Origin of the sequence: Haloprofundus halobius (assembly GCF_020097835.1) — an archaeon.
Lineage (GTDB): Archaea > Halobacteriota > Halobacteria > Halobacteriales > Haloferacaceae > Haloprofundus > Haloprofundus halobius.
The window spans coordinates 3,100,862-3,121,883 of the sequence record NZ_CP083666.1; the positions used below are offsets into that span (position 1 = coordinate 3,100,862).

General features: G+C 68.2%; 24 protein-coding genes. 12 read left to right on the forward strand and 12 right to left on the reverse strand.

All coding sequences use genetic code 11. From position 1 onward, the window contains the following. Positions 1–41: 41 nt before the first annotated feature. Positions 42–263, reverse strand: coding sequence for a hypothetical protein (locus LAQ74_RS16275; protein WP_224333609.1), 222 nt, complete (start codon positions 261–263; stop codon positions 42–44). A gap of 57 nt (positions 264–320) precedes the next feature. Here LAQ74_RS16275 and LAQ74_RS16280 point away from each other — a divergent pair, with 57 nt between their 5' ends. The 4 genes from LAQ74_RS16280 to LAQ74_RS16295 all read left to right on the forward strand — a co-directional run bounded on the left by LAQ74_RS16280 (position 321) and on the right by LAQ74_RS16295 (position 2,409). Beyond that, positions 321–809, forward strand: coding sequence for a DUF5810 domain-containing protein (locus tag LAQ74_RS16280; protein ID WP_224333610.1), 489 nt, complete (start codon positions 321–323; stop codon positions 807–809). A 53-nt stretch (positions 810–862) separates the two neighbouring features. Then, positions 863–1,279 carry a DUF5809 family protein gene (locus tag LAQ74_RS16285; protein ID WP_224333611.1) on the forward strand — a complete coding sequence of 139 codons (417 nt, stop codon included), beginning with the start codon at positions 863–865 and terminating at the stop codon, positions 1,277–1,279. A 101-nt stretch (positions 1,280–1,380) separates the two neighbouring features. Beyond that, the gene (locus LAQ74_RS16290) at positions 1,381–1,764 is read left to right on the forward strand and encodes a hypothetical protein (RefSeq protein ID WP_224333612.1); all 384 of its coding nucleotides are present in this window, start codon (positions 1,381–1,383) and stop codon (positions 1,762–1,764) included. Positions 1,765–1,770: 6 nt separating this feature from the next. Next, positions 1,771–2,409 (forward strand): NUDIX hydrolase, encoded by a 639-nt coding sequence (locus tag LAQ74_RS16295; RefSeq protein WP_224333613.1) that lies wholly within the window; start codon positions 1,771–1,773, stop codon positions 2,407–2,409. On the opposite strand, the gene LAQ74_RS16300 is transcribed toward LAQ74_RS16295, so the two are convergent. Continuing rightward, positions 2,366–3,181 (reverse strand): hypothetical protein, encoded by an 816-nt coding sequence (locus tag LAQ74_RS16300; RefSeq protein WP_224333614.1) that lies wholly within the window; start codon positions 3,179–3,181, stop codon positions 2,366–2,368. The genes LAQ74_RS16295 and LAQ74_RS16300 overlap by 44 nt on opposite strands. 80 nt (positions 3,182–3,261) lie before the next feature. On the opposite strand from LAQ74_RS16300, the gene LAQ74_RS16305 reads away from it, so the two are divergent. Then, complete coding sequence (locus LAQ74_RS16305) at positions 3,262–3,618, forward strand: rhodanese-like domain-containing protein (protein WP_224333615.1); 357 nt, start codon at positions 3,262–3,264, stop codon at positions 3,616–3,618. Between the two features lie 3 nt (positions 3,619–3,621). On the opposite strand, the gene LAQ74_RS16310 is transcribed toward LAQ74_RS16305, so the two are convergent. The 5 genes from LAQ74_RS16310 to LAQ74_RS16330 all read right to left on the reverse strand — a co-directional run bounded on the left by LAQ74_RS16310 (position 3,622) and on the right by LAQ74_RS16330 (position 8,774). Beyond that, complete coding sequence (locus LAQ74_RS16310) at positions 3,622–3,930, reverse strand: hypothetical protein (protein ID WP_224333616.1); 309 nt, start codon at positions 3,928–3,930, stop codon at positions 3,622–3,624. Between the two features lie 148 nt (positions 3,931–4,078). Beyond that, the gene (yciH, locus tag LAQ74_RS16315; protein ID WP_224333617.1) at positions 4,079–4,372 is read right to left on the reverse strand and encodes a stress response translation initiation inhibitor YciH; all 294 of its coding nucleotides are present in this window, start codon (positions 4,370–4,372) and stop codon (positions 4,079–4,081) included. 87 nt (positions 4,373–4,459) lie between these two features. Continuing rightward, the gene (locus tag LAQ74_RS16320; RefSeq protein WP_224333618.1) at positions 4,460–6,724 is read right to left on the reverse strand and encodes a transglutaminase TgpA family protein; all 2,265 of its coding nucleotides are present in this window, start codon (positions 6,722–6,724) and stop codon (positions 4,460–4,462) included. Then, the gene (locus tag LAQ74_RS16325; RefSeq protein ID WP_224333619.1) at positions 6,721–7,809 is read right to left on the reverse strand and encodes a DUF58 domain-containing protein; all 1,089 of its coding nucleotides are present in this window, start codon (positions 7,807–7,809) and stop codon (positions 6,721–6,723) included. The genes LAQ74_RS16320 and LAQ74_RS16325 overlap by 4 nt, the downstream gene beginning before the upstream one ends. Further along, positions 7,806–8,774 carry an AAA family ATPase gene (locus tag LAQ74_RS16330; protein WP_224333620.1) on the reverse strand — a complete coding sequence of 323 codons (969 nt, stop codon included), beginning with the start codon at positions 8,772–8,774 and terminating at the stop codon, positions 7,806–7,808. The genes LAQ74_RS16325 and LAQ74_RS16330 overlap by 4 nt, the downstream gene beginning before the upstream one ends. 224 nt (positions 8,775–8,998) lie before the next feature. On the opposite strand from LAQ74_RS16330, the gene mutS reads away from it, so the two are divergent. Next, positions 8,999–11,764, forward strand: coding sequence for a DNA mismatch repair protein MutS (mutS, locus tag LAQ74_RS16335; protein ID WP_224333621.1), 2,766 nt, complete (start codon positions 8,999–9,001; stop codon positions 11,762–11,764). A gap of 13 nt (positions 11,765–11,777) precedes the next feature. Then, complete coding sequence (gene mutL / locus LAQ74_RS16340) at positions 11,778–13,430, forward strand: DNA mismatch repair endonuclease MutL (RefSeq protein ID WP_224333622.1); 1,653 nt, start codon at positions 11,778–11,780, stop codon at positions 13,428–13,430. A 5-nt stretch (positions 13,431–13,435) separates the two neighbouring features. Here the strand turns inward: mutL and LAQ74_RS16345 are convergent, their stop codons facing one another. Both LAQ74_RS16345 and LAQ74_RS16350 read right to left on the reverse strand, forming a co-directional pair. Beyond that, the gene (locus LAQ74_RS16345; protein ID WP_224333623.1) at positions 13,436–13,777 is read right to left on the reverse strand and encodes a DUF7573 domain-containing protein; all 342 of its coding nucleotides are present in this window, start codon (positions 13,775–13,777) and stop codon (positions 13,436–13,438) included. Between the two features lie 47 nt (positions 13,778–13,824). Further along, positions 13,825–14,958 carry a DUF4129 domain-containing protein gene (locus tag LAQ74_RS16350; protein WP_224333624.1) on the reverse strand — a complete coding sequence of 378 codons (1,134 nt, stop codon included), beginning with the start codon at positions 14,956–14,958 and terminating at the stop codon, positions 13,825–13,827. Positions 14,959–15,088: 130 nt separating this feature from the next. On the opposite strand from LAQ74_RS16350, the gene LAQ74_RS16355 reads away from it, so the two are divergent. Together LAQ74_RS16355 and LAQ74_RS16360 are read left to right on the forward strand one after the other, a co-directional pair. Then, positions 15,089–16,207: a M48 family metalloprotease gene (locus tag LAQ74_RS16355; RefSeq protein WP_224333625.1), complete on the forward strand. Its 1,119-nt coding sequence runs from the start codon at positions 15,089–15,091 to the stop codon at positions 16,205–16,207. A 39-nt stretch (positions 16,208–16,246) separates the two neighbouring features. Then, the gene (locus LAQ74_RS16360; protein ID WP_224333626.1) at positions 16,247–16,501 is read left to right on the forward strand and encodes a DUF8024 family protein; all 255 of its coding nucleotides are present in this window, start codon (positions 16,247–16,249) and stop codon (positions 16,499–16,501) included. Here LAQ74_RS16360 and LAQ74_RS16365 read toward each other — a convergent pair. After that, positions 16,458–17,441, reverse strand: a complete 984-nt coding sequence (locus LAQ74_RS16365; protein WP_224337304.1) for a 5,10-methylenetetrahydromethanopterin reductase — start codon at positions 17,439–17,441, stop codon at positions 16,458–16,460. The two genes, LAQ74_RS16360 and LAQ74_RS16365, sit on opposite strands and share 44 nt — an antisense overlap. 272 nt (positions 17,442–17,713) lie before the next feature. On the opposite strand from LAQ74_RS16365, the gene LAQ74_RS16370 reads away from it, so the two are divergent. From LAQ74_RS16370 to LAQ74_RS16380, 3 genes are all read left to right on the forward strand, one after another. Further along, on the forward strand, positions 17,714–17,911 hold the full coding sequence (locus LAQ74_RS16370) for a DUF7557 family protein (RefSeq protein WP_425498496.1): 198 nt from the start codon (positions 17,714–17,716) through the stop codon (positions 17,909–17,911). Then, a complete protein-coding gene (locus tag LAQ74_RS16375) occupies positions 17,911–18,306 on the forward strand; it encodes a type II toxin-antitoxin system VapC family toxin (RefSeq protein WP_224333628.1) in 396 nt (131 codons plus the stop codon). The genes LAQ74_RS16370 and LAQ74_RS16375 overlap by 1 nt, the downstream gene beginning before the upstream one ends. 101 nt (positions 18,307–18,407) lie before the next feature. Next, positions 18,408–19,562: a pyridoxal phosphate-dependent aminotransferase gene (locus tag LAQ74_RS16380; RefSeq protein ID WP_224333629.1), complete on the forward strand. Its 1,155-nt coding sequence runs from the start codon at positions 18,408–18,410 to the stop codon at positions 19,560–19,562. Positions 19,563–19,592: 30 nt separating this feature from the next. On the opposite strand, the gene LAQ74_RS16385 is transcribed toward LAQ74_RS16380, so the two are convergent. Then, positions 19,593–20,351, reverse strand: coding sequence for a coenzyme F420-0:L-glutamate ligase (locus tag LAQ74_RS16385; protein WP_224333630.1), 759 nt, complete (start codon positions 20,349–20,351; stop codon positions 19,593–19,595). Between the two features lie 117 nt (positions 20,352–20,468). Further along, the gene (locus LAQ74_RS16390) at positions 20,469–20,999 is read right to left on the reverse strand and encodes a metallophosphoesterase family protein (protein WP_224333631.1); all 531 of its coding nucleotides are present in this window, start codon (positions 20,997–20,999) and stop codon (positions 20,469–20,471) included. Positions 21,000–21,022: the final 23 nt, after the last annotated feature.

The following is a 21,022-nucleotide window of genomic DNA, read 5'->3' on the forward strand; positions in this document are numbered from 1 at the left end:
CTGCGGTAGTTTGCGCGGCGAGGCCACCACCGTGCGAGTCACTACTGTTCTCGCTCGGATTCGAGCCGTTCGACGCGTCGTTTCAGCGCTTCGAGTTCTTCGCGTTGCTCTCGGTTTTCGTCGTGGTCGTCTCTCGTTTCTTCGTCAACTGTCGCCCGGTTCAGGAGAACGACGACTCCCACCAACACCAACACCGCGACGAGCGCGAACAGCAACAGTCCGAACCAGAGTACGAGCGAGAATCCGATTTGGAGGGCGAACACGTGCACCTGTATCTCGGCTACCGAAATCGTTCTTTCGCTCCGACGATAATCGTGAGTATGGGATACGCCTGTCCGGTCTGCGACGTGCCACAACGCGACGCCGAACATCTCGCCAACCACCTCGCGTTCACGGCGATGCTCCGCCACGAGGAGCACGAGGCGTGGCTCGACGAGCAGATTCCGAACTGGAGCGAACGGGGGCCGAAGGAGCTGGCCGAGACGGTCCCCGACCACGCCGAGGAGACCGAGTACGACGAGGTGTTCGAGGATACGGTCGGGTCGACGTACGCGAGCCACGACCACCAGCACGGACACGGCCACCAGCACGACCACGGTAATTCCCCCGGCGGTTTCTTCGACCCGGGTTCGGCCGCCCAGCGCGGGTCGGGATCGATGAGCGCCGAGGCCCAACAGGTGTTGCAGGAGGCACAGGAGTTGACCCAGCAGATGCTCGAAGCCGACGGAGACGAGGAGTCTGCCGACGACGGCGACTCCGCGGCCGAAACTGACGTTGGCGAGGACGAGAGCGACACCGACGAGGAGTAGTCCGGCGGCCCGGGACGGAAACGCGTTTAGGGCGACGCTCCGACAGAGAGAGCATGCAGACTGACGGCGCGTTCGCGCCCGACTCCGCGGACGAGGCGCGCGAGTTGTACGACTCGGTCGGCCCCGCCGCACAGGTCGTCGTCCGCGAGACGGCCAACGCGATGGCGTTCGACCGCGAGGAGTACGGAGAGCGAGTGACCGGCGAGGTGGTCGAGACGGCGCGCGACGCGCTGTTCGCGTCGCTGCTCATCGTCCACGACGGGACGCGTGAGGAGTTCGAGGCGTGGTGTGACGACCACCCGGAGTACGAAGCGGAGATGCTCGGCAGCGAGAACGTCGACAACGTCGTCTGGCACGCGGTCCCGTTCGCGGAGACGGCGCTCGCGGCGACGTATCAGAACGAACCCGAGGCGGCCGCCGGGACGCTCCGGCGGCAGGCGTTTGGGCGAGTGTATCGCGACTTGCTCTGAGCCCCGGCGCAGTCGTCCGCCGCGGCGACCCGCCGCAACGACCCGCCGCGGCGGCCCACCGCGAGCGTAACCGGTTTACTCGCCCCGTCCGAACGACGAACGTGCGACCGATTACGCGGCGCGTGCTGGCGCTTCTCGCCCTCCTCTCCGTCGGCCTGCTCGCACTCGGGGCGCTCCCGAGTTACCTCGGCACCGGTGACCCCTACTCTCTCACCGCCGAGGAAACCACGGCTTCAGGCCCGGCCGTGAACGTCACTGAGTTCTCCGCGCAGCAGTATCCGTACCTCGCGACGGCGCTCGAAGAGGGTCGCTCGGAGGGCTATCAGAAGGGGCCGCTCGGCCTGAAAGAGTCGTTCACGCACTCGCCGTTCGACGAACGCGACGCGTTGGCGACCCGGCAACCCGACGCCGAACGCGACGACCGGGTGCTCGTCGAGTACGAGGGGACGCGCTACTGGGTCACCGTGGAGCGGGAGCAAGGATAATCTACCATGACCGACGACGAGCCACGAACCGACGCAGACGGCGACGAGACACGTGACGACACAGACGACGATGAGACGAACGCGGCCGCAGGCGGCGGCCGACGCGACGAACTCGGCGACCCCGAGTGGCCGGTGCTCGACTCGAAGGCCGAGTACGAGACGGGGTGGTTCACCGGCGGCTACGACCGGGTCCGCCAGCCCGACGGCACCGAGAAACAGTACTACTGGGCCGAACTCTCGACGGCCGTCGTCGTCGTCGCGGTGGCGGAGGGACACGTCCTCTTCGTCGAGCAGTACCGCCCGACCATCCGCGAGACGCAGTTGGAACTGCCCGCGGGCATCGTCGAGCAGGGCGAGTCGTTCACCCAAGCGGCCGAGCGCGAACTCCGCGAGGAGACCGGCTTCGAGGCGTCGAGCCTCTCACTACTGCAGGAGTTTTGGACCTGTACGGGCCTGCTTCGCCACCGCCGCGGCATCGTCTTCGCGGAGGGCCTCTCGCCCGGCGAACGCGAACTCGACTCCAACGAGTTTCTCACGCCGAAGGCGGTGCCGATAGAGGACGCCGTCGCCGTCGCCCGCGCGCAACCGACGAACGACGCGACTATCGAGGGGCTGTTGCTGGCGAAAGACGACGGGTTGCTATAGCGAACTGTGGTCTCCCGTCGAGCGACTGCAGACCGACGACGACTCGGTTGACTACCTCGTCGACCGTCGGCGACGGAATCGAGTCGGGTTTCTTCACGTCCGTCTCGCCGACGTCGCTCACCGTCGCCTCGTAGTGGCCGGTCGAGACGTCGTCGCTCATCAGGTAGTGGCCCGCCGAGGCGTCGTCGGTCACGTTCATCGTCGCGCGGGTGACGATTTCTCGGTCACGGTCGACGTGGAGCGTCAACGTCGCAGTGCTGTTCTGACTCCACGGCCCGAAGTACATCGCTCTCGTCTCCTCACCCGCGAGGTCCGCTCGGAGGACGAGGGTTTCGCCGTCCGCCGACACCTGTTCGAACGTCACGTTCTTCACCTGCTGCGGTCGGAGCAGGTGAATATCGGTGTACGACGTGCTCGGTTTGGAGTTCCACATACTCGGCGTTTCGGACGTGGTATTTCGCGTCCACGTCGTGTGTCGCGTCCGCATCGTTTCGTACTGGTGGTCAGCAATGTCTGCGCTCCCGTGAGCGCGCCCGCTCCGCCCGTCGACGGCGTACGTGAACCGGTCGTGTGTCCCGCCCTCGAACCGAACGTCGAGGTCGTAGGTGTAGCTCGTCGTTCGTAGGTTCCCCATCGCCGTCATCGCTTTCTCGGTCGGTGTGTCGTCGGCGGCGATGGCGCGGTGTTCCGGACCGGATGACGGACCGAGTACGAACGCACCCGCCGCGGAGACGACGAGGAGGAGGGCTATCCGTCGTGGGGATTGTTTCATGTATGGACGCAACATAACACAACAACAACTGTTTCCTCCGAGACCCGCGGCCTTATCCGTCTTCACCGGAATGTCGTGGTATGGACGGCGAAATCACGCCCGAAGAAGTCGAGGAACTCCTCGACGGCGAGAGCCCGCCGCGAGTCGTCGACATCCGCTCTCCGGCGGCGTTCGACCGCGAACACATCTCCGGCAGCGAGAACATCCCCTTCGCCGAGTTGCCCGAGCGCGTCGAGTCGCTCTCCGACGCCGACCGTATCGTCACCGTCTGCCCGCACGGCCAAGCCAGCCAGCAGGCCGCCCGCCTCATCAAATCCTACGAGGGAACGAAAGACGCACACGTCGAGAGCATGGAAGGCGGCCTCACGGCGTGGTCGGGCGACGTCGACTCCGCGCGGCCGACCGGCGGCGACGAGGGTCCGCAGTCGCCGTTCTAGTTCTTATCTCCAGTTCAGCGAGACGAGTTTCGTCACGACGGCGGCGACGACGACGGACTGCACGAAGAGAAATCCGTAGACGAGGAGCCAGATTCCATCGCCGGTTCTGACGAGAAACTCGTTGTAGAGGAACGTATCGACGAGCAACGTCGCGATAATCGCCGGGGCGCCGACTACCATGACGTCTCGCGGGAGTACGCCCCACTCTGCCAGCGCGACGACGACGCCGGTCACCGCGAACACGGCGAGCGTCACCCGCCCCCACAACCACCTCGTACCGCCGTCTGAGGTGGAGAGACTCGGAGCGTTCACGTTCGTCGCTCTCTGTCGTTGCACAAAAATATTGACCAAGTAACACCCGTCCGCGGCGGCCGGGCGGACTCGCCTCTCTTCGAGGGGAGCGGTGGGAAAACGGAGACTCGACGTGAGGCCGAGTCAGGAGATGGTCATGCGGGCGTGGTCACGCGACGTTGAATCCCTTGTCGCGGAGGAAATCCTCCACGCGACCGCTGTGGTTCCCCTGCAGTTCGATGGAGCCGTCCTCGACGGTTCCCCCGCAGGCGAACTTCGACTTCAAGTCCGAGGAGAGGCTACTCATGTCCACGTCCTTGGGGTCGAATCCTTCGATGACCGTTACCTCCTTCCCGTAGCGGCGCTCGTCGATGCGGATGCTGATCTCTTGGGACTCTCGCGCCACGTCTTCGCAGACGCAGAGTTCCTGAGGCAGCCCACACGTCGAGCAGACTTCCGACATTACAAGGCGGAACTACTCGATGGAGGTACAAAACAGTATCGGGAACCGCGTCGTCGGCCGCTTTGGCGGGTCTCGCGGCCGCGGCGGCTACGACCGGAACCGACCCAACAGGGGCGTTCCCTCGCGGACGAGCGAATCAACGGCGTCGATGGCAGCGTCGGCGTCCTCGCGACTGACGCCGCCGCCGTACCGGGCGCGTTCGTACACGTCGCCGACGCGGAGCGCCCGTTCGTCGAGGCCGATTCGCGAGAGGCTCCGCAGATACCGCCGTGGCGTCTCCCCGGGTCGTCGGGATCGATATCGCCGCGACAGCAGATACTCCAGCCGCTCGAAGGCGCGCTCGGCGTCGCGCTCGGGTGTTCGGCGTCGTCCCTGGTACCGAACCCAGACGGTTCGGTACGCTCGTGCGCTGACGCCTGTTCGGCGCGCACCCGCCGCCAGACCGACGAGCGCGACCAGGCCGACCCCGATGGTTTCGGTGTCGGGCAGGCCGCTACCGCTGTCGTCAGTACCGCCGTCGCCGCCGCCGCTCTCGTTCGGCGGCGGCGCAGTCGTCTGGTTCTCGCCGAGTCCGCTCACCGCCCCGCCGGGGAGACTCGCGTTGTCTCCGGCCTGCTCGGCCTGCGGATCGTCCGTCTCCAAACTCGACGAAGCGCTCGTCGAGGTGCTCGTCGACTCGTCGTCGGTGTCCGTCTCGGTGTCGTCGTCGTCGTCCGGAGTCTCGGTGGGCGTCGGCGTCCACTCGCCCTGTGAGGAGTTGCCGGTGTCGACGTCGCTCTCGTTGCTCTGCCGGGCGCTCTCTAGGCGGATGTCCTCGGCGGCTTCGCGGGGCGAACTCGGCGTCGGGTCGAACTGCACCCACCCGACCTCCGGGAAGTACACCTCGACCCACGCGTGGGCGTTCAGGCCGCGGACGACCCACTCGTTCTCGCCGACCTGCTGGCCGGGCGTGTAGCCGGTCGCCATCCGCGCCGGAATCCCCTCCGAGCGGAGCATCACCGCCATCGTCGACGCGAAGTAGGTGCAGTAGCCCGCGTCCATCTCGAAGAGGAACTCGTCGGCGACGTCGCCGGAGGGTTCGTCGACCGTCAGCGAGTACCCTTTCGTCGACTCCAGATGCTCCTCGATGGCGACGGCCTTGTCGTAGCTGTTGTTCTCGTCCTCGGTGACGTTCGCCGTTCGCTCGCGCAGGCGGTCGGAGGTGCTGTCGGGCAACTGCAGATACCGCTCATCCACCTCGTCGGGGTAGTCGTCGCCGGAGCGCCGCAACTGTTCGGGCGTGTACTGCGGCAGTTCGCTGACGACGGCGTAACTCTCGTTGGTCCGGACCCCGCCGCCGGCGCGCAGCGTCCCCTGTTCGGTGACGAGCGCACTATCGGCGGGTTCGCCGCGCAGTTCGACCGGTTCGGCGGCCGCGGGCATCGACTGCAGTCGCGTCTCCGCGGTCACGCGCTGGGTGAGTTCGCGTCGCTCACCGGGACCGCTCTCCAACCGACCGTCGTACTCGCTCGTCTCGGACTCCGAACGAACCCAGCCGCTGCCGGTGTACCGGTCGTAGACCGAGGTGCGCCAGTAGCTCGACTCGGCGCTCCGCACGGTGAAGCGCACCTTCGGCGAGAGCCGGATGCTGCCCGCGATGTCGACTTCGTCGCTCGACTGCACGAGGTTCTGCTCGCTGGTCGGCGCGCCCGTCTCCGGGAGCAGGGGCTGGGCCGCGCCGCCGGGGACGACCGAGAGCGACGCCGAGGCGACGATCATCGCTGCGACGACGATGGCGAACGTGTCCAGTTGCGCGGTGACGCCGTCGCGGGCTTCGAGCGTCCCGAGCCCGACCGCTCCGGCGACGCCGACGACGCCCGCGAGCGTCGTCAGCGGGTCGGCATCGCCCGTCAGCACCAACAGTCCGAGCGTCGCCCCGCCCACCGTCGCGGCCCCGACGTACCGCCGACGGAGCGCCAGATACCACGTGAAGAACACCGGCGCGGGCGTCGCGGCGAGCGCCCACACGTCGGCTTGCGCCAGTCGGAGCACCGACAGTCCGGTGAGCAGCGCGACGACGTCGGCGAGAATTCGGTCCAGCGAGAACGAGGCGCGCTGCACCTCCGGCAGCGAGAGGAAGTACGCCGCACAGCCGACGGCGAGGAACAACAGTGTGAGACCGACTGCGACTGGCGGTCGGAGATACCGCGCGAGTACCGTCGCGACGAGGAGCGTCGCGCCGACGACGAGGAGATACGTCACGCTCTCGCCGCCGCCGACGACGTCGGTGACGTGATAGAGGACGCTCGTGACGGCGAACAGCAGCAGCGCGACGCTCGCGAGCGCCCCGCCGCGGAACGTGCGTCGACTCATGCGGTCTCTCCCGTCGAGCGTCGCCGACGTCCTGCCGCCGACGTTTCCGCTCGACGCGTGTCGAGCGTCTCCCCGTCGCGTCTCCGTCCCCCATCGGCCCTCTGCTCCCGCGCGGTCAGCGCCTCGAACGTCGTCTCGCGCTCGGCGACGACGACGCGGACGGCGTCACGTTCGGCACGAACGAGCACGTCGGCGCTCTGGTCGGGTAGCTGTCCGCTATCGGTCCGCGCGAGCAGTTCGAGCAGTCGGCGACGGTCCCGGGGTGTCGGCTCGGCGACGACGCGGCCGTCCGGAACCGAGACGGTGACGGGGACGCCCGCCTCCAGTAGCGCGAACGCGAGACTGGCGACTGCCTCGGCCATCGCGTCGGCTCGGTTCTTCCGGCCACCGGCCGCCAGCGTCACCGCGCGGCGCTTTTCGTCGGCGCTGTACTCGGTGACGATGAGGTCGTCGCGTCTGGCGGTCGACCGCCAGTGGATGTCGCGGAGGGGGTCGCCGTGGCGGTACTCGCGGACGCCGCTGAACTCGTCGCGGTCTTCGGCCACTCCGACGCCGTGGGTGCTCGACAGTTCGCCGCGCGCCCACCCCGGAACCTGCCGGACGTTCGGGTAGACGAGCACCCGATCCGTGTTCCGGCAGGTGAACTCCGTTTCGAACAGGCCAAACACGTCGCGGGCGACGATGGTCACCGGACCGAACGTCCGTTCGCCCCGCCGGTCGTAGGTGACCCGGTAGTTGACGGTGTCGCCGCCGACCGTCGTCTCGACGACCGATCGGCTTCGCTCGCCGCTCGACTCGCGGGAGAGTCCCTCGCCGACCCGGTCGACGACGTCGGCGCTGTACGGCGTCCCGTCCGTCGCGAGTTCGAGCGTCACCTCGTGTGTCTCGCCGACGAACCCGTCGCCGGGGACGGCGCGGTGCACCGTCGGGCGGTCGAACAAGCGGAGTTGAAGAACGGCGGCGACGAGCGCGACGAGCCCGGGGAAGACGACGGCGTTCAGCGACCGCGACCCGTACAGTTCGGCGGCGGCGAATCCGGCCACGCAGACGCCGGCGACGGCCACACCGCGTCGCGTGGGTCTCATTCGACTGCGACGGCTTCAAGCGCCGCCCGGGCGATGTCAAGCCCCGTCTCGCTCCCGGTCTCCGGGTGGATGCGGTGCGACCAGACGCTCGGGAGTTCGCTCTGGACGTCGTCGGGGACGACGTAGTCGCGGCCGTCGAGGACAGCGCGAGCCTGCGAGGTGCGGACGAGCGCGATGCTGCCGCGGGGGCTGACGCCCAACTCGGCGTTGTTCCGCGTGTACGCCGCCAGTTGCGAGATGTACGAGCGAACCGGTTCGGACACCTCGACATCGGCGACGGTCTCGCGGGCCCGCAGCACGTCCTCGGTGGTCGCGACCGGCTCGAGCGTCTCGATGGGGTGTCGGTTCGAGACGCGACCCAGTAACTCGGTTTCGTCGGTCTCGTTCGGGTAGCCGAGGTGGAGTTTCTTCATGAACCGGTCGATCTCGGCGACCGGCAGTTCGTACGTCCGACTGAGTTCGACGTCGTTCTGCGTCGCGATGACGGTGAACGGATTCGGGAGGGGATGCGTCGTCCCGTCGACGGTGACCTGCGACTCCTCCATCGCCTCCAGCAGCGCGCTCTGGGTCTTCGGCGGCGCGCGGTTTATCTCGTCGCCGAGGACGACGTTGCCGAACACCGGACCGGATTGAAACTCGAACTCCCGCGTCTGCTGGTTGAACACGTTGACGCCGGTGACGTCCGACGGCAACAGGTCAGGGGTGAACTGGATGCGCGTGAACGAACAGTCGACCGAGCGCGCGATGGAGCGCGCGAGCATCGTCTTGCCGACTCCCGGCACGTCTTCGAGCAGCAGGTGACCTTGGGCGAGAAGCGCTACCAGGATGTGTTCGATGGCGTCGCGTTGGCCGATGATGACCCGTTCGACGTTCTCGGAGATTCGTTCGACGAGGTCCGCCGTCTCCTCGACGGGCAAGGCTGTGCGTTCGGTCGGTCCGTGGGTCGTCGTCTCGGCGTCAGTCATGTGATACTAGGTGAGGACACATTCGGCACTGCTCTGGCGTCGCGGCGGTCCGGGTAACTGGCCGTGAGGCAAGGCGCACAAGTCTCTCGCTCTGCCTATAACGGCCGAATACACGTAACTTTGCCGGGCGTGCGCGTGCGTCACGGGACCGACTGCGGAGACTGCGGTCGTGTGACCCGACTGTGGTCGTGTGGCTTTTACCGCCCGCGCTCCCCTCTCTCGGTATGACCGCGGTCACGGGACCTCCGGCGAAGATGCGGGCGAACCGCGAGGACCTGACGCCGATGCTGAGCCAGTACTACGACCTCTGCGCGGCGTACGACGAGTTCCTGGTCCTCTTTCAGGTCGGCGACTTCTACGAGACGTTCTGCGAGGCGGCCGAGGAGACCGCCCGCGTGCTCGAACTGACGCTCACCCAGCGCGAGGACTCGACGGGCACCTACCCGATGACGGGCATCCCCATCGACAACGCCGCCTCCTACGTCGAGACCCTCCTCGACGCGGGCTACCGCGTCGCTATCGCCGACCAGGTGGAGGACGCGTCGGAGGCCACGGGCCTCGTCGACCGCGCCGTGACGCAGATCGTCACCCTCGGAACGGTCGTCGACGACGAACTGCTCGCGCCGGGGTCGACGAACTACGTCGCCTGCGTCGCGAGCGCGGACGGTGACGGGGGCGACGACCCCGAAGCCGCCGCACGCCACGCCGTCGCCGCCGTCGACGTCTCTACGGGCGAGTGCCTCGTTACGAGCGCCGACGCGCCCGAGCGCGCGCTCGAAGAACTCCAGCGCGTCGCTCCTGCGGAGGTGGTCGTCGGCCCCGAGGCCGCCGTCGACCCCGCGGACCTCGACGGCGACGCGATGCGAACCGAGTTCGATTCCGACGCCTTCTCCCCCGATGCCGCCCGCGACACGCTCGAAACGTACGTCCCTCGCCCCGAGGCGGTCGTCGGCAACGAAGCCGAACTCCGCGCGGTCGGCGCGCTACTCGCCTACGCCGAGTACACGCAGGGCGACGAAACCCTCGACTACGTCTCGCGCATCCAGCGCTACGACCCGCGCGACGGCCTCCGCCTCGACGCGACGGCGCTGCGGAGCCTCGAACTGTTCGAGTCGCAGGGTGCCTCGGCGGGGCCGACGCTGTTCGACGCCCTCGACGACACCGCCTGCGCGCTCGGCCGCCGTCGCCTCCGGCAGTGGCTCCGCCGTCCACTCGTCGACCGCGAGCGCATCGACGCCCGCCTCGACGCCGTGGGCGAACTCACCTCCCGCTCCTTGGTCCGCGAGGACCTCCACGACCACCTGCACGACGTGTACGACGTGGAACGACTGGTCGCCCGCGTCTCCCGCGGCCGGGCGAACGCCCGCGACCTCCGCTCGCTGAAGGCGACGCTCGACGTGGTGCCCGACGTGAAGGCGGCGCTCTCGGACGTCGACAGCGACCGCCTGCGCTCGCTCCGCGACGCGCTCGACGAACTCGAAGACGTGCGCGACCTCGTGGGACGAGCCATCGCCGCCGACCCGCCGATGGAGATCACGGAGGGCGGCGTCATCGAGGAAGGATTCGACGACGAACTCGACGCCCTGCGCGCCACCGAGCGCGAGGGGCGGCAGTGGGTCGCGGAACTGGAGGAACGAGAACGCGAGCGAACGGGCATCGACTCGCTCTCCGTCGGCCACAACCAGGTCCACGGCTACTACATCGAGGTAACGAACCCGAACCTCGACCGGGTGCCCGACGACTACACGCGGCGGCAGACGCTGAAGAACTCAGAGCGGTTCTACACGCCCGAACTGAAGCGCCGCGAGGACGAGATCTTCGGCGCGTCCGAGCGCGCCGACGCGCTCGAATACGAACTGTTCTGCGAGGTTCGCCGCGACGTGGGCGCGGAAAGCGAGCGCATCCAGTCGGTCGCCGACGCGCTGGCGACTATCGACGTGCTGACCGCCTTGGCGACGGTCGCCGTCGAGAACGACTACACGCGTCCGCAACTCGGCGCGGACGGCATCCGAATCGAGGGCGGTAGACACCCGGTCGTCGAACGTCAACAGGACTCGTTCGTCCCGAACCCGACCGACCTCACCGACGAGCGAATCGCGCTCGTCACCGGGCCGAACATGAGCGGCAAATCCACCTACATGCGGCAGGTCGCACTCGTCGTCGTCCTCGCGCAGCTGGGGAGTTTCGTCCCCGCCGACGCCGCCCGACTGCCAGTCGTCGACCGCGTCTTCACCCGCGTCGGCGCCTCCGACGACATCGCGGGCGGGCAGTCGACGTTCATGCGCGAGATGAGCGAACTGACGACGATTCTGCACCACGCGACCGAGAACTCGCTGGTCCTCCTCGACGAGGTCGGCCGCGGCACGAGCACGACCGACGGCCTCGCCATCGCACAGGCGACGACCGAGTTCCTCCACGACGAGGTGGGTGCGACGACGCTCTTTGCGACGCACTACCACGAACTCACGAGCGTCGCCGAGGAGTTGTCTGGCGTTCAGAACCTCCACTTCACCGTCGAGCGCGACGCCAGCGGGGAGGCGGACGCTTCGGCTTCCGAGGACGGTTCGACCGCCGGCGGCGAGGTGACGTTCCTCCACCGCGTCGCCGACGGAGCGTCCTCGTCGTCGTACGGCGTCGAAGTCGCGCGGATGGCCGGCGTGCCGGGTTCGGTCGTCGAGCGCTCGGAGCGACTCGTGGCCGACTCGCAGACCGGAGACGACCCCCGTCTCGACGCCACGGCGTCGGCGACCGAGTCCGAGACGCCTCCTGCTCGCCCCGCGGACGCCTCGCTCGCGTCGTTCTCGACGAACGGACACTCCACCGGGCGGGCCGACGAAACCCCCATAGCCGCCGAGCGACAACCGACAGACGGCACAGACGACCGCCTCCGCGAGGTGGCCGACACGCTCCGCGGCGTCGACGTGGCGACGACGACACCGCTGGAGGCGCTGACCCTGCTGAACGACCTCCAACGTACCCTCGACGAGTAGATCCGACGATACGATGATACGACGATTAGACAACCCTACGATAGCGAAAATCGCCGCCGGCGAGGTGGTGATGCGTCCGGCCAGCGTCGTCACCGAACTGGTGGAGAACAGCCTCGACGCGGGCGCGACCCGCATCGACGTGACCGTCGACGGCGACGGCACAGAGCGCATCCGCGTCGCCGACGACGGCGCGGGCATGAGCGAGGACGACGCCGCGCTCGCCGTCGAGCGCCACACGACGAGCAAACTCGACGGCCCCGACGGCGTGGAGGCGGTCGACACCCTCGGCTTCCGCGGCGAGGCGCTCCCGAGCATGGCCGCCGTCGCGACGCTCGACGTGACGACGAACGACGGCGGCCCGCGCGGGACGCGCGTCGTCGTCGAAGACGGCGAGAAGCGCGTCGACCCGGCGGGTCGCGCTGTCGGGACGACCGTCGAAGTGCGCGACCTCTTCCACAACCGTCCGGCGCGCCGCAAGAGCCTCGCGGCGGCTCGGACGGAGTTCGGCCGCATCAGCGACGTGGTGACGCGCTACGCGCTGGCGAACCCGTACATAAGATTCTCGCTCACCCACGACGGCCGCGAGACGTTCAAGACGACCGGGACGGGCTACACCGACGCCGTCCTCGGTGCGTACGGTAGAGACGTGGCCGGCCAGAGCACCGAGTTCGACCACCGGACGACCGTCGAGTTCGACGGCCGCGAGCATCCCATCGAAGTCGAAGGGCTGCTCGTCTACCCCTCCATCACCCGCGCGCAGCACACCCACGTCCACACTGCGGTCAACGACCGGGCGCTGCGCGACGAGGTGATTCGCAAGGCGACCGTCCGCGGCTACGGCAACCTGCTCTCGAACGGCCGCTTCCCCGTCGCCGTCGTCGCCGTCTCCCTTCCCCCGGAACTGGTCGACGCGAACGTCCACCCCGCCAAAGAACGAGTCGCCCTCCGCAACGAGTCGGCCGTCGCCGACGCCGTCGAGATGGCCGTGAGCGACGCGCTCACGACGGCCGACCTCCGCCGGAGCGCCGCCGTCGCGATGGACCTCGACTCGTCGCTCGCGTCGGTCTCGAAGGACTCCGACTTCGACGACGTGAGCGTCATCGGGCAGTTCCGCGAGCTCTACCTGCTCTGCGAGGCCGACGACGACCTGCTCGTCGTCGACCAGCACGCTGCCCACGAGCGCGTGAACTACGAACGCCTCCGGGCGGCGCTCGACAGCGAGGCGGTAGAATCGGTCGACGTCGACCCCGCGCAGACGCTGTCGCTGTCGCCGCCGGAGGCGGCCGCGGTGGAGAGCCACCGCGAGACCCTGTCGAGACTCGGCTTCGACCTCGACCCCTTCGGCGGGTCGGCGTTCCGACTCACCGCGGTGCCCGCGCCGCTCGGGCGCGTGCTCGACGCCGACGCGCTCCGCGACACGCTCGACACGCTCCGGGCGGGCGCGAAACCCGAGGAACTCCGCGACGAACTACTGAAGGACCTCGCCTGTCACCCGTCGCTGAAGGCGGGCGACACGCTCTCCGGCGAGGACGCGACGGCGCTGCTGCGCCGCCTCGGCGAGTGCGACCAGCCGTACGCCTGCCCGCACGGTCGTCCGACGGTGCTCTCTATCGACGAGTCGGCGCTGGTTCGCGGCTTCGAGCGCGAGCACCGCAACCTCGCCTGAGCGCCTCACCACTCCTTGCAGTCGATACAGACGAACGTATCCGTCTCCTCGTCGTGCCAGCGTCGCTCGACTGTCGCACCGCAGGAGTCGCAAGTCGTTCCGCTCGGCGACCAGCGGAACGTGGCCACCGCCGGTTTCACAGCGTCGTCCGCATCGGCGTCGATGGCGACGTCGTCTTCGTCGGTGTCGATGTCGGTGGACTCCTTCACGTCGGCGTCGACCGCCGCCGCCTCGCTCGCGGATTCACTCCCGCGAGCGCTGCCGTCGCGGACGTCTTCCGCTGCGTCGCCAGCGCTCTCCGACCCCGACTCTCCGAAGAACTCGTCCAGCGAGCGGTCGTCTCCCATGCCGGTTCTCGTCGGCGGCGACGCTTAAGCGGTTCCGTTGAACCGGGTCACGCCGCGCTCTCGTCGCCTTCCTCGTCGCGCTCGCGGTGCTCGTCGATACGCGAGAGCGCCGCGCGGGCCGCGGCGGTCAGCGCCGCCGACCGCCGGACGCTCCCGTAGCGGACGCCCTCGAAGATGCGCGTCAACCGGCGCACCGACTCGACGGGGAGGCCGCTGGCGACGGCCGCCCGCGCGTACTCGCCGGGCGTCGCCGACCGTCGGTTTCGGAGGCGGAGTCCGTCGACCATGGACGCCCACGCCTCCTCGATTGTCGGCGGAATCTCGGGCGCTGGTTCCTCCTCGGCTTCTTCTGTCGCCGCCGCAGTCGCTGCTCGATTACGTCGCGAACTGCGGTCGCGGTCGCGGCGCAGCGAGACGCCGCTTCCCACGTCGCCAAGCGCGCGCGGTAGCTCCGAGAGCGCGCTCCCGAACCCGCCCGAGAGCGCGAGCAGCCCGCCGCCGAACGCCCGCGGGAGCGCCACGACGACGGTCCCCATCGCCCGCGTCACCTCGGTGAGCGCGTCGCCGAGACCGCCGAGGAACTCGGCGGTCACGCGACCGAGGCGGTCGAGGAACGTCGGTCCCGACTCGCTGAGGCCGACGACGAACGCGGTCGTCAGCTGGGGGATACGCTGGAGCGCGGCCCGTAGCTGTGGGAGCGGGACGTCGGCATCCACGTCGCTGCCGACGCCTCGCTGGCGTCCCCCGACGACGCCGACGAAGAGGACGCCGAACGCCGCTAGCGCGGCGAACAGAAACAGGAGGAGACCGCCGCCGACGGTCTCGTTCGCGTTCGACGGTGCCGCCGTCTCGGTCGATGTCGGCGTCGCCGTTTCTGTCGTCGTGGTCGTTCCGTCGGTTCCACCGTCGTCGCCCGCCGACTCCGACTCGTCGGTTTCGTCGCCGTCGCTCGGTGCTGTGGTCGTCGCCACCGACCCGTCGGTCCCGTCGCTCTCACTCGGCGTCGTCTCGGTCGTCGCGTTTGTCGCGCCAGCGTCCGGTCCCGTCGCCGGGTCGTCGCCGCCGCCTCCGACGCCCGCGGGGTAGCTTCCGAAACCGGTCGCGGGGAACAACGAGGCGGCGACGACGACCGCGAGCGCGCACAGAGAGAGGAGGGCTGCGCGGCGGAGGTCGTATGCCACTGTTACCACTAGTTACTTATCTGTCTGATAATATGTTTTCCTATATGCGGACCGCCGTGAATTCCCCTCCCCTCCATCCCCGCCTCTCCAACGACGACTCCCCGCACTCGGCCCCGAACGGAGGGCCGCGATGACCGCGAGTACGCCGCTCGCGACCCGGGACGCGGCGCTTTCGCGTCGCATCCTCACCACGCTGGCGCTCGTCGTCGCGCTCGACACGGCGTTCGTCGCCGTCGTCGGCCTCCTGCTCGCGCCGTGGCTGGCACCGCTGGGGGCGACCGTCGCCGTCGCGCTCGGCGTTCAGTCCGTGCCGGCGTTCGTTCGCGCCGCGGTCGCCGCCGCGCCGGTCGTCGCGCTGTTTCTCTGGCTCCAACTGCGCTACACCCGTCGACAGACGATCGCGGCCGTCGGCGCTCGCGTCGTCGGCGACGACGAGTTCACCGACCTGCGCGGCCGGGTGACGCGCCTCTGTTCGCAGGGCGACCTCACGCCGCCGACGCTGGCCGTCGCCGAGACTCCTGTCCCAAATAGTTTCACTGTCAGTGGTCCCCGCGAGTCGGTGCTCGTCGTCTCGACTGGACTCCTCGGATCGCTCTCGGACGAGGAACTCGACGCCGTGATAGCGCACGAACTCGCGCACGTGAAGAACCGCGACGCGACGGTGATGACGCTCGCGACGTTTCTCCCGGCGGTGACCAGCGGCGAGTTCTCGCCGCTGGAGGCGCTGACGCCGCGCGGCCGGAGTCGCGGCGCGGCGGTGGCGGTGTTGGGGGTCGTCGCCGTCGTCCTCTTCGGTCTCTCGGCGGCGGGCGTCGGTGGCGGTCTCGATTCCCTGTCGGGGCTCGCGCTCGTCGTCCTGTTCTCGCTGCTGTTCGGCGGCATCGTCCTCGGCGCGCTCACCGCGCCGGTCGCCTCGCTCTCGGGGCGGCTCTCGCGGTCGCGCGAGTTCGCCGCCGACCGCGCCGCCGCACTACTGACCGGCAACCCGGCGGCGGTGGCGGCGGCGATTCGCCGACTCGACGCGGCGGTGTCGGACGCTCCCGACCGGGACCTGCGGCGCTCGGCGGGGGTCCGCGTCCTCTGTTTCCTCCCGCACGGTTTCGCGACGGGCGGTGCCGACGACGCCGAGGAGTTCTCGCTCGCCGTCGAGACACATCCGGCAACGACAGAACGCGTCGCACGACTCCGCGAGTTGGCGGGCGAACTCGAACGGTCGCGTGACCGAACCGGGCGAAGCGACGACCGCTAACCACCAACAGCCATATACCGGCGGTCCCAACCCCGGTGCATGGTTACGATACTCGAGTTTGTCACCGACCTGATTCTGGGTACGTTCGAACTCGTCGGCATGTTCGTCTTCGACGTGCTACTGTCCGGCAGCGACGTCCTCGCGACCGTCTTCCGCGCGGTTTCGATACTCACAGGGAGCGCGCTCATCGTCCTCTCGGTGATCGTCGTCGGCTATCTCGCGGTCGGCGCGCTCATCCGGGAGTTCGGCGTCAACGTCTCGTCGCCCGGTCGTACGCGCGTCCGGCGAGACTGATAGCCGATTCGAGGTCGGGACCGAGCGGCGAACCGACGACGACGCTGTCGGCGTGCCGAAGCACCTTCTCCATCCGCGTCGTCACCTCGCCAACGGTTCCGGCCATGCAGAACGCGTCCACCATCGCGGGCGTCACGAGGTCGAAGGCCTCCGAAAACTCGCCCGCACTTATCTTCTCGCCGATCTCCGCCGCGCGCTCCCGGTCGATACCGTGTCGCTCCAGCACCGGCGGGGCCGCCCCCGCGGCGATGAACGCCACCGGCGGTCGCGCGGCCTCGCGCGCCGACTCTCTCCCCTTCGCGACGCTCACGGAGGCGTAGGCCGCGAGGTCGAACTCGCCGCGCTCGTCTGGTCGGTCGGCGAGACCGTCCTTCACCTGCTCGCGCGCCCACGCGAGGTCGTCGGGGTGCGACCCGTTGAACAGCAGGCCGTCGGCGTGCGTGGCGGCCATCCGGCACATGTGCGGCCCCTCGCCGCCGACGTACACCGGAATCTCGCCCGGCGGGTCGTAGTTCAAGCCGGCGTCGTGTGCCTCGAACGTCCCCTCGTGGTCGACGCGCTCGCCGTTCCAGAGCTTCTGTGCGACTTTGAACGCCTCCAGCACGGGCCGGAGTCCGCGCTCGTCTCCGAGGCCGAGATTGCGTAGCGTCGAGGGGTCGCCCGGGCCGATACCGAACGTGGCGCGGCCGTCGCTCGCTTCGGCGAGCGTCGCCACCTTCGAGGCGAGCGTCACCGGGTGGATTTCGAAGGGGTTGGCGACGCCCGGCCCCAGCCGAACCGTCTCGGTCGCCGCGGCCAGTTGCGAGAGGACGGCGAACGCGTCGCGGTTGTTGTAGTGCGCGGAGACGAACACCGAGTCGAAGCCGGTCTCCTCGGCGGCGACGCCGAGATCGACGAGCTCCGATATCGGGTGTTCGGGCGTCAGTTCGATACCGAGCATCTCGTCCCTCCTCGTCTCGTTCGTCGACAGCGGCGACGCGCGGGGTGTCGTCATTCGTGTGCGCCCAGGGAGCGCGTAAATAAAAAGACCGGCGTCCCGTCACGACCTGCCTCTGTCTGCGCTTTGGCTCTGTTGAAATCCTTAAACGGTGATAGCAGTCACGTACTGAATACAGAGGGTGTATTCACCAGTCTTGAACCGGAATTCGCTGTCTCAATCCAGCGATAACGGTTCCCTCAAACTACTTCTGGCTGCATACACAACGTATGCATGTGAGCACATCGATCCGCGTCTCTGACGAGACGAAAGAGAAACTGGCCCGATTGAAGCGTGAAGACGAGAGTTGGGACGAGTTCCTCGACCGACTGGCGAACGAGGGATCGGAGATGAAGGCTGGCGCGTGGAACGGAACTGACAAAGCCGAAAAGGCGCGCGAGGCGATCAAGCGTTCCCGAGAGAGCTACGAGTAGTGACGTTTCTCGATTCGTCGGTTATCATCGATTACCTCGATGGTGTCGAGGACGTTGTCGAGTTCGTCGACGAACAACCGGTCTTGGTCACCTCCAGCATCTGTATTTACGAAGTTCTCGCCGGTGAGGTGTTCTCAGCCGGTGAGACAGATCTCATCGGAGCGCGTGAGAACTTCGGGCGAGTCACCGCTCTCGACTTCTCCGAGGAAGTCGCGTTCGAAGCTGCCCGGATGCAGAACCGCCTTCTCGAATCCGGCAACCCGCTGTCGCCACGCGACCTCCTGATCGCGGCTACAGCTCGATCTGAAGGGAAGGAACTCCTCGTTTCCGACGCTGACTTCGATACAGAAGGCCTCCGTGAACTACTCTCTGTCCGGAAATTCGGTCCGTATTAGTCCCTCAGAGTCAGGCGTATCTGCGTAGTTTATTGCAGTTACCATCTCGCGCGAAGCGCCGCCACGCGAACGTTTTTGCCGCGCTGGTCGCTCTGGCGACCATGGCAGGACCCACCGACCGAGTTCGAGCGGTCGACCGCTCCAGTATCCGCGTGATGTTCGACCTCGCGGAGGCGACCGACCGCGACCTCGTCCGCCTCGAAGTGGGCGAACCCGACTTCGACACGCCCGAGCACGTCGTCGACGCCGCCGCCGAAGCCGCCCGCGCGGGTGAGACGCACTACACCTCCAACGCCGGACTTCCGGTGGTTCGCGAGGCCATCACCGAGACGATGGCCGACCGATTCGACGTGGAGGTCGCCGCCGACGAGGTCGTCGTCACCAACGGCGGGATGGAGGCGCTGTTGCTCGCCGTGCTCTCCACCGTCGGCCCCGGCGAGGAACTGCTCATCCCCTCGCCCGGCTGGCCGAACTACTGGGCGCAGGCCCGACTCGCCGACGGCGTCCCCGTCGAGGTGCCGATGCCCGCCGACGAGGGCTACCCGCTCGACGTCGACCGCGTCCGCGACGCGCTGAACGAGAACACCGCCGCGATAGTGCTCTGCTCACCATCGAACCCGACCGGTCGAATCTACGACGCGGACGCCGTTCGCGAGGTCGTCGCCGCGGCTGCCGAGTACGACGCCTACGTCATCGCCGACGAAGTGTACGCCGGCCTCTCGTACGACCGCGACCTGACGGGCATCGCGGCGCTTACTGGGCACCCTACTCACGTGCTAACCGTGAACTCCTGTTCGAAGACGTACGCGATGACCGGGTGGCGCGTCGGCTGGCTCTGCGGTCCGAGCGAGATTATCGACGAAGTCAACAAGATCCACGAGAGCACCACCTCCTGCGCGTCGAGCGTCGCCCAGCACGCCGCGCTCGCGGCGCTCACCGGGCCGCAGGAACCCTTCGAGGAGATGCACGAGGCGTTTCGCGACCGCCGCGACTACGTCGTCGACCGCGTCGACGGCATCGACGGGCTCGGTTGCCCGCGGCCGCAGGGGGCGTTCTATGCCTTCCTCGATATCGAGATGGAGGGGTCGAGTCTCGACGTCGCGAAGGAACTCCTCACCGAGTACGGCGTCGTCCTCGCACCCGGCGACGGCTTCGGCGACGCGGGCGCGGGCAAACTTCGACTCAGTTTCGCCAACGGCCTCGACCGCCTCGAAACCGGCTTCGACCGCATCGAGCGCGCGCTCGAAGAGAACTGAGACGCGCCGACGGCCGACCGTTCTACCCCCTCAGTTCGACTCGAACTCCCACTCTCTGAGCGCCTGTCGGACGAAGTCGCTCTCCACGTCGCGGAAGTGCGCGTCCGATCCCTCGTGGTCGCCGAACTCGAAGCCGCGGACGACGACGACGGGCGTGCCGCCGTCGCCCTCGCCCGCGACGAGGTTCGCCGCCGACGCGAGTTCGTCGACGACGTTCTGTACCGTCACGCCGAGTTCGCGCCCGTCACGGTCCGGTTCGCCGCGCCAGTCGCGGGCGGCGTGCATCCCGGCCCAGCCGATGGCGACGCCCTGCTGTCCGTGGCGGAACGGCCGACCGCAGGTGTCGGTGACGACGACGCGCTCGGCAGGCAGCCCTTCGCGGATGCGCGCGGCGCTCTCGGAGGGACGCTTCGGCAGGAGAAGAAGGTCCGAACCGGCGACGTTCGAGCGGTCGATGCCCGCGTTGACGCCGACGTGGCCGAACCGTGATTCCGTGAGGAGAAACGGCGCATCCATGATGATTTCAGTGCTCTCCTCTAACACGGCCTGTGCGAATCTGGGGTCTTTCTCGTCGCCCGAAATCGCTTCGAGGCGCGCGGCGATCTCCTTCGCACGTGGTCCCGCCGGGAACTCGGAGAGGTCGGCGAGGCGACCCTCCGCCTTCGAGACGACGGTGCTGGCGACGCAGACGACGTCGTCGGCATCGAGGTCGACGCGCTCGCGAATCAGCGCCGCGAGGTCGTCTCCCGGGCGAACTTCCGGGATGTCGGCAACGGCGAACAGTTCCATAGCGGCACCTCACAGAGCGGCGTGAAAAACGCCGCGCTGTCGGCTAGTCGACCGTCTCTCTCCCGACGGTGGCTCGAAGCGGTCGCTCTCACCTCTCGAAGCGGTTGCTTCCAACGGTCAGTCGAACGCACACCCCTCGTCGGGGAGGTACGTCGCGTCGTACTCGCCGTCTTCGACTTCGACGACGAACATCGTCGGACGCGACGCGGGGTCTGCACCCGTCGCGCTGCCGGGGTTCAGGAGGCGGACCCCGTCGACCGTTTCGTCCATCGGTTCGTGCGTGTGGCCGACGACGCCGACGGCGTCGTCGCCGCCGTGTTTTCGCACCGCGTCGGCCACCGCCGCTTTGGAGTCCTCGGTGTCGGTGCTGGTGCTCCCGACCGCGTCGCCGTGTGTGACGACGAACGTGATGTCCTCCAACTCCGCGGTGTCGACCTCGGGGAGGTCGAGTTCCGGCGGATCGGTCTCGCCCGCGACGGCGGTCACCATCCCGTCGGTCAGCGCGAGGACGGTGTCGTACGACTCCGGGGAGTCGAAGTCACCCGTGTGGAGGGCGTAGTCGGCCTCGACGAGACAGTCTTGGACCCATTGCGGCAGTTCCTCCTTCTGGGAGGGCATATGCGTGTCGCCGAGTATCGCGACCTGCATGGATACGAAACGGGCGCCGACCC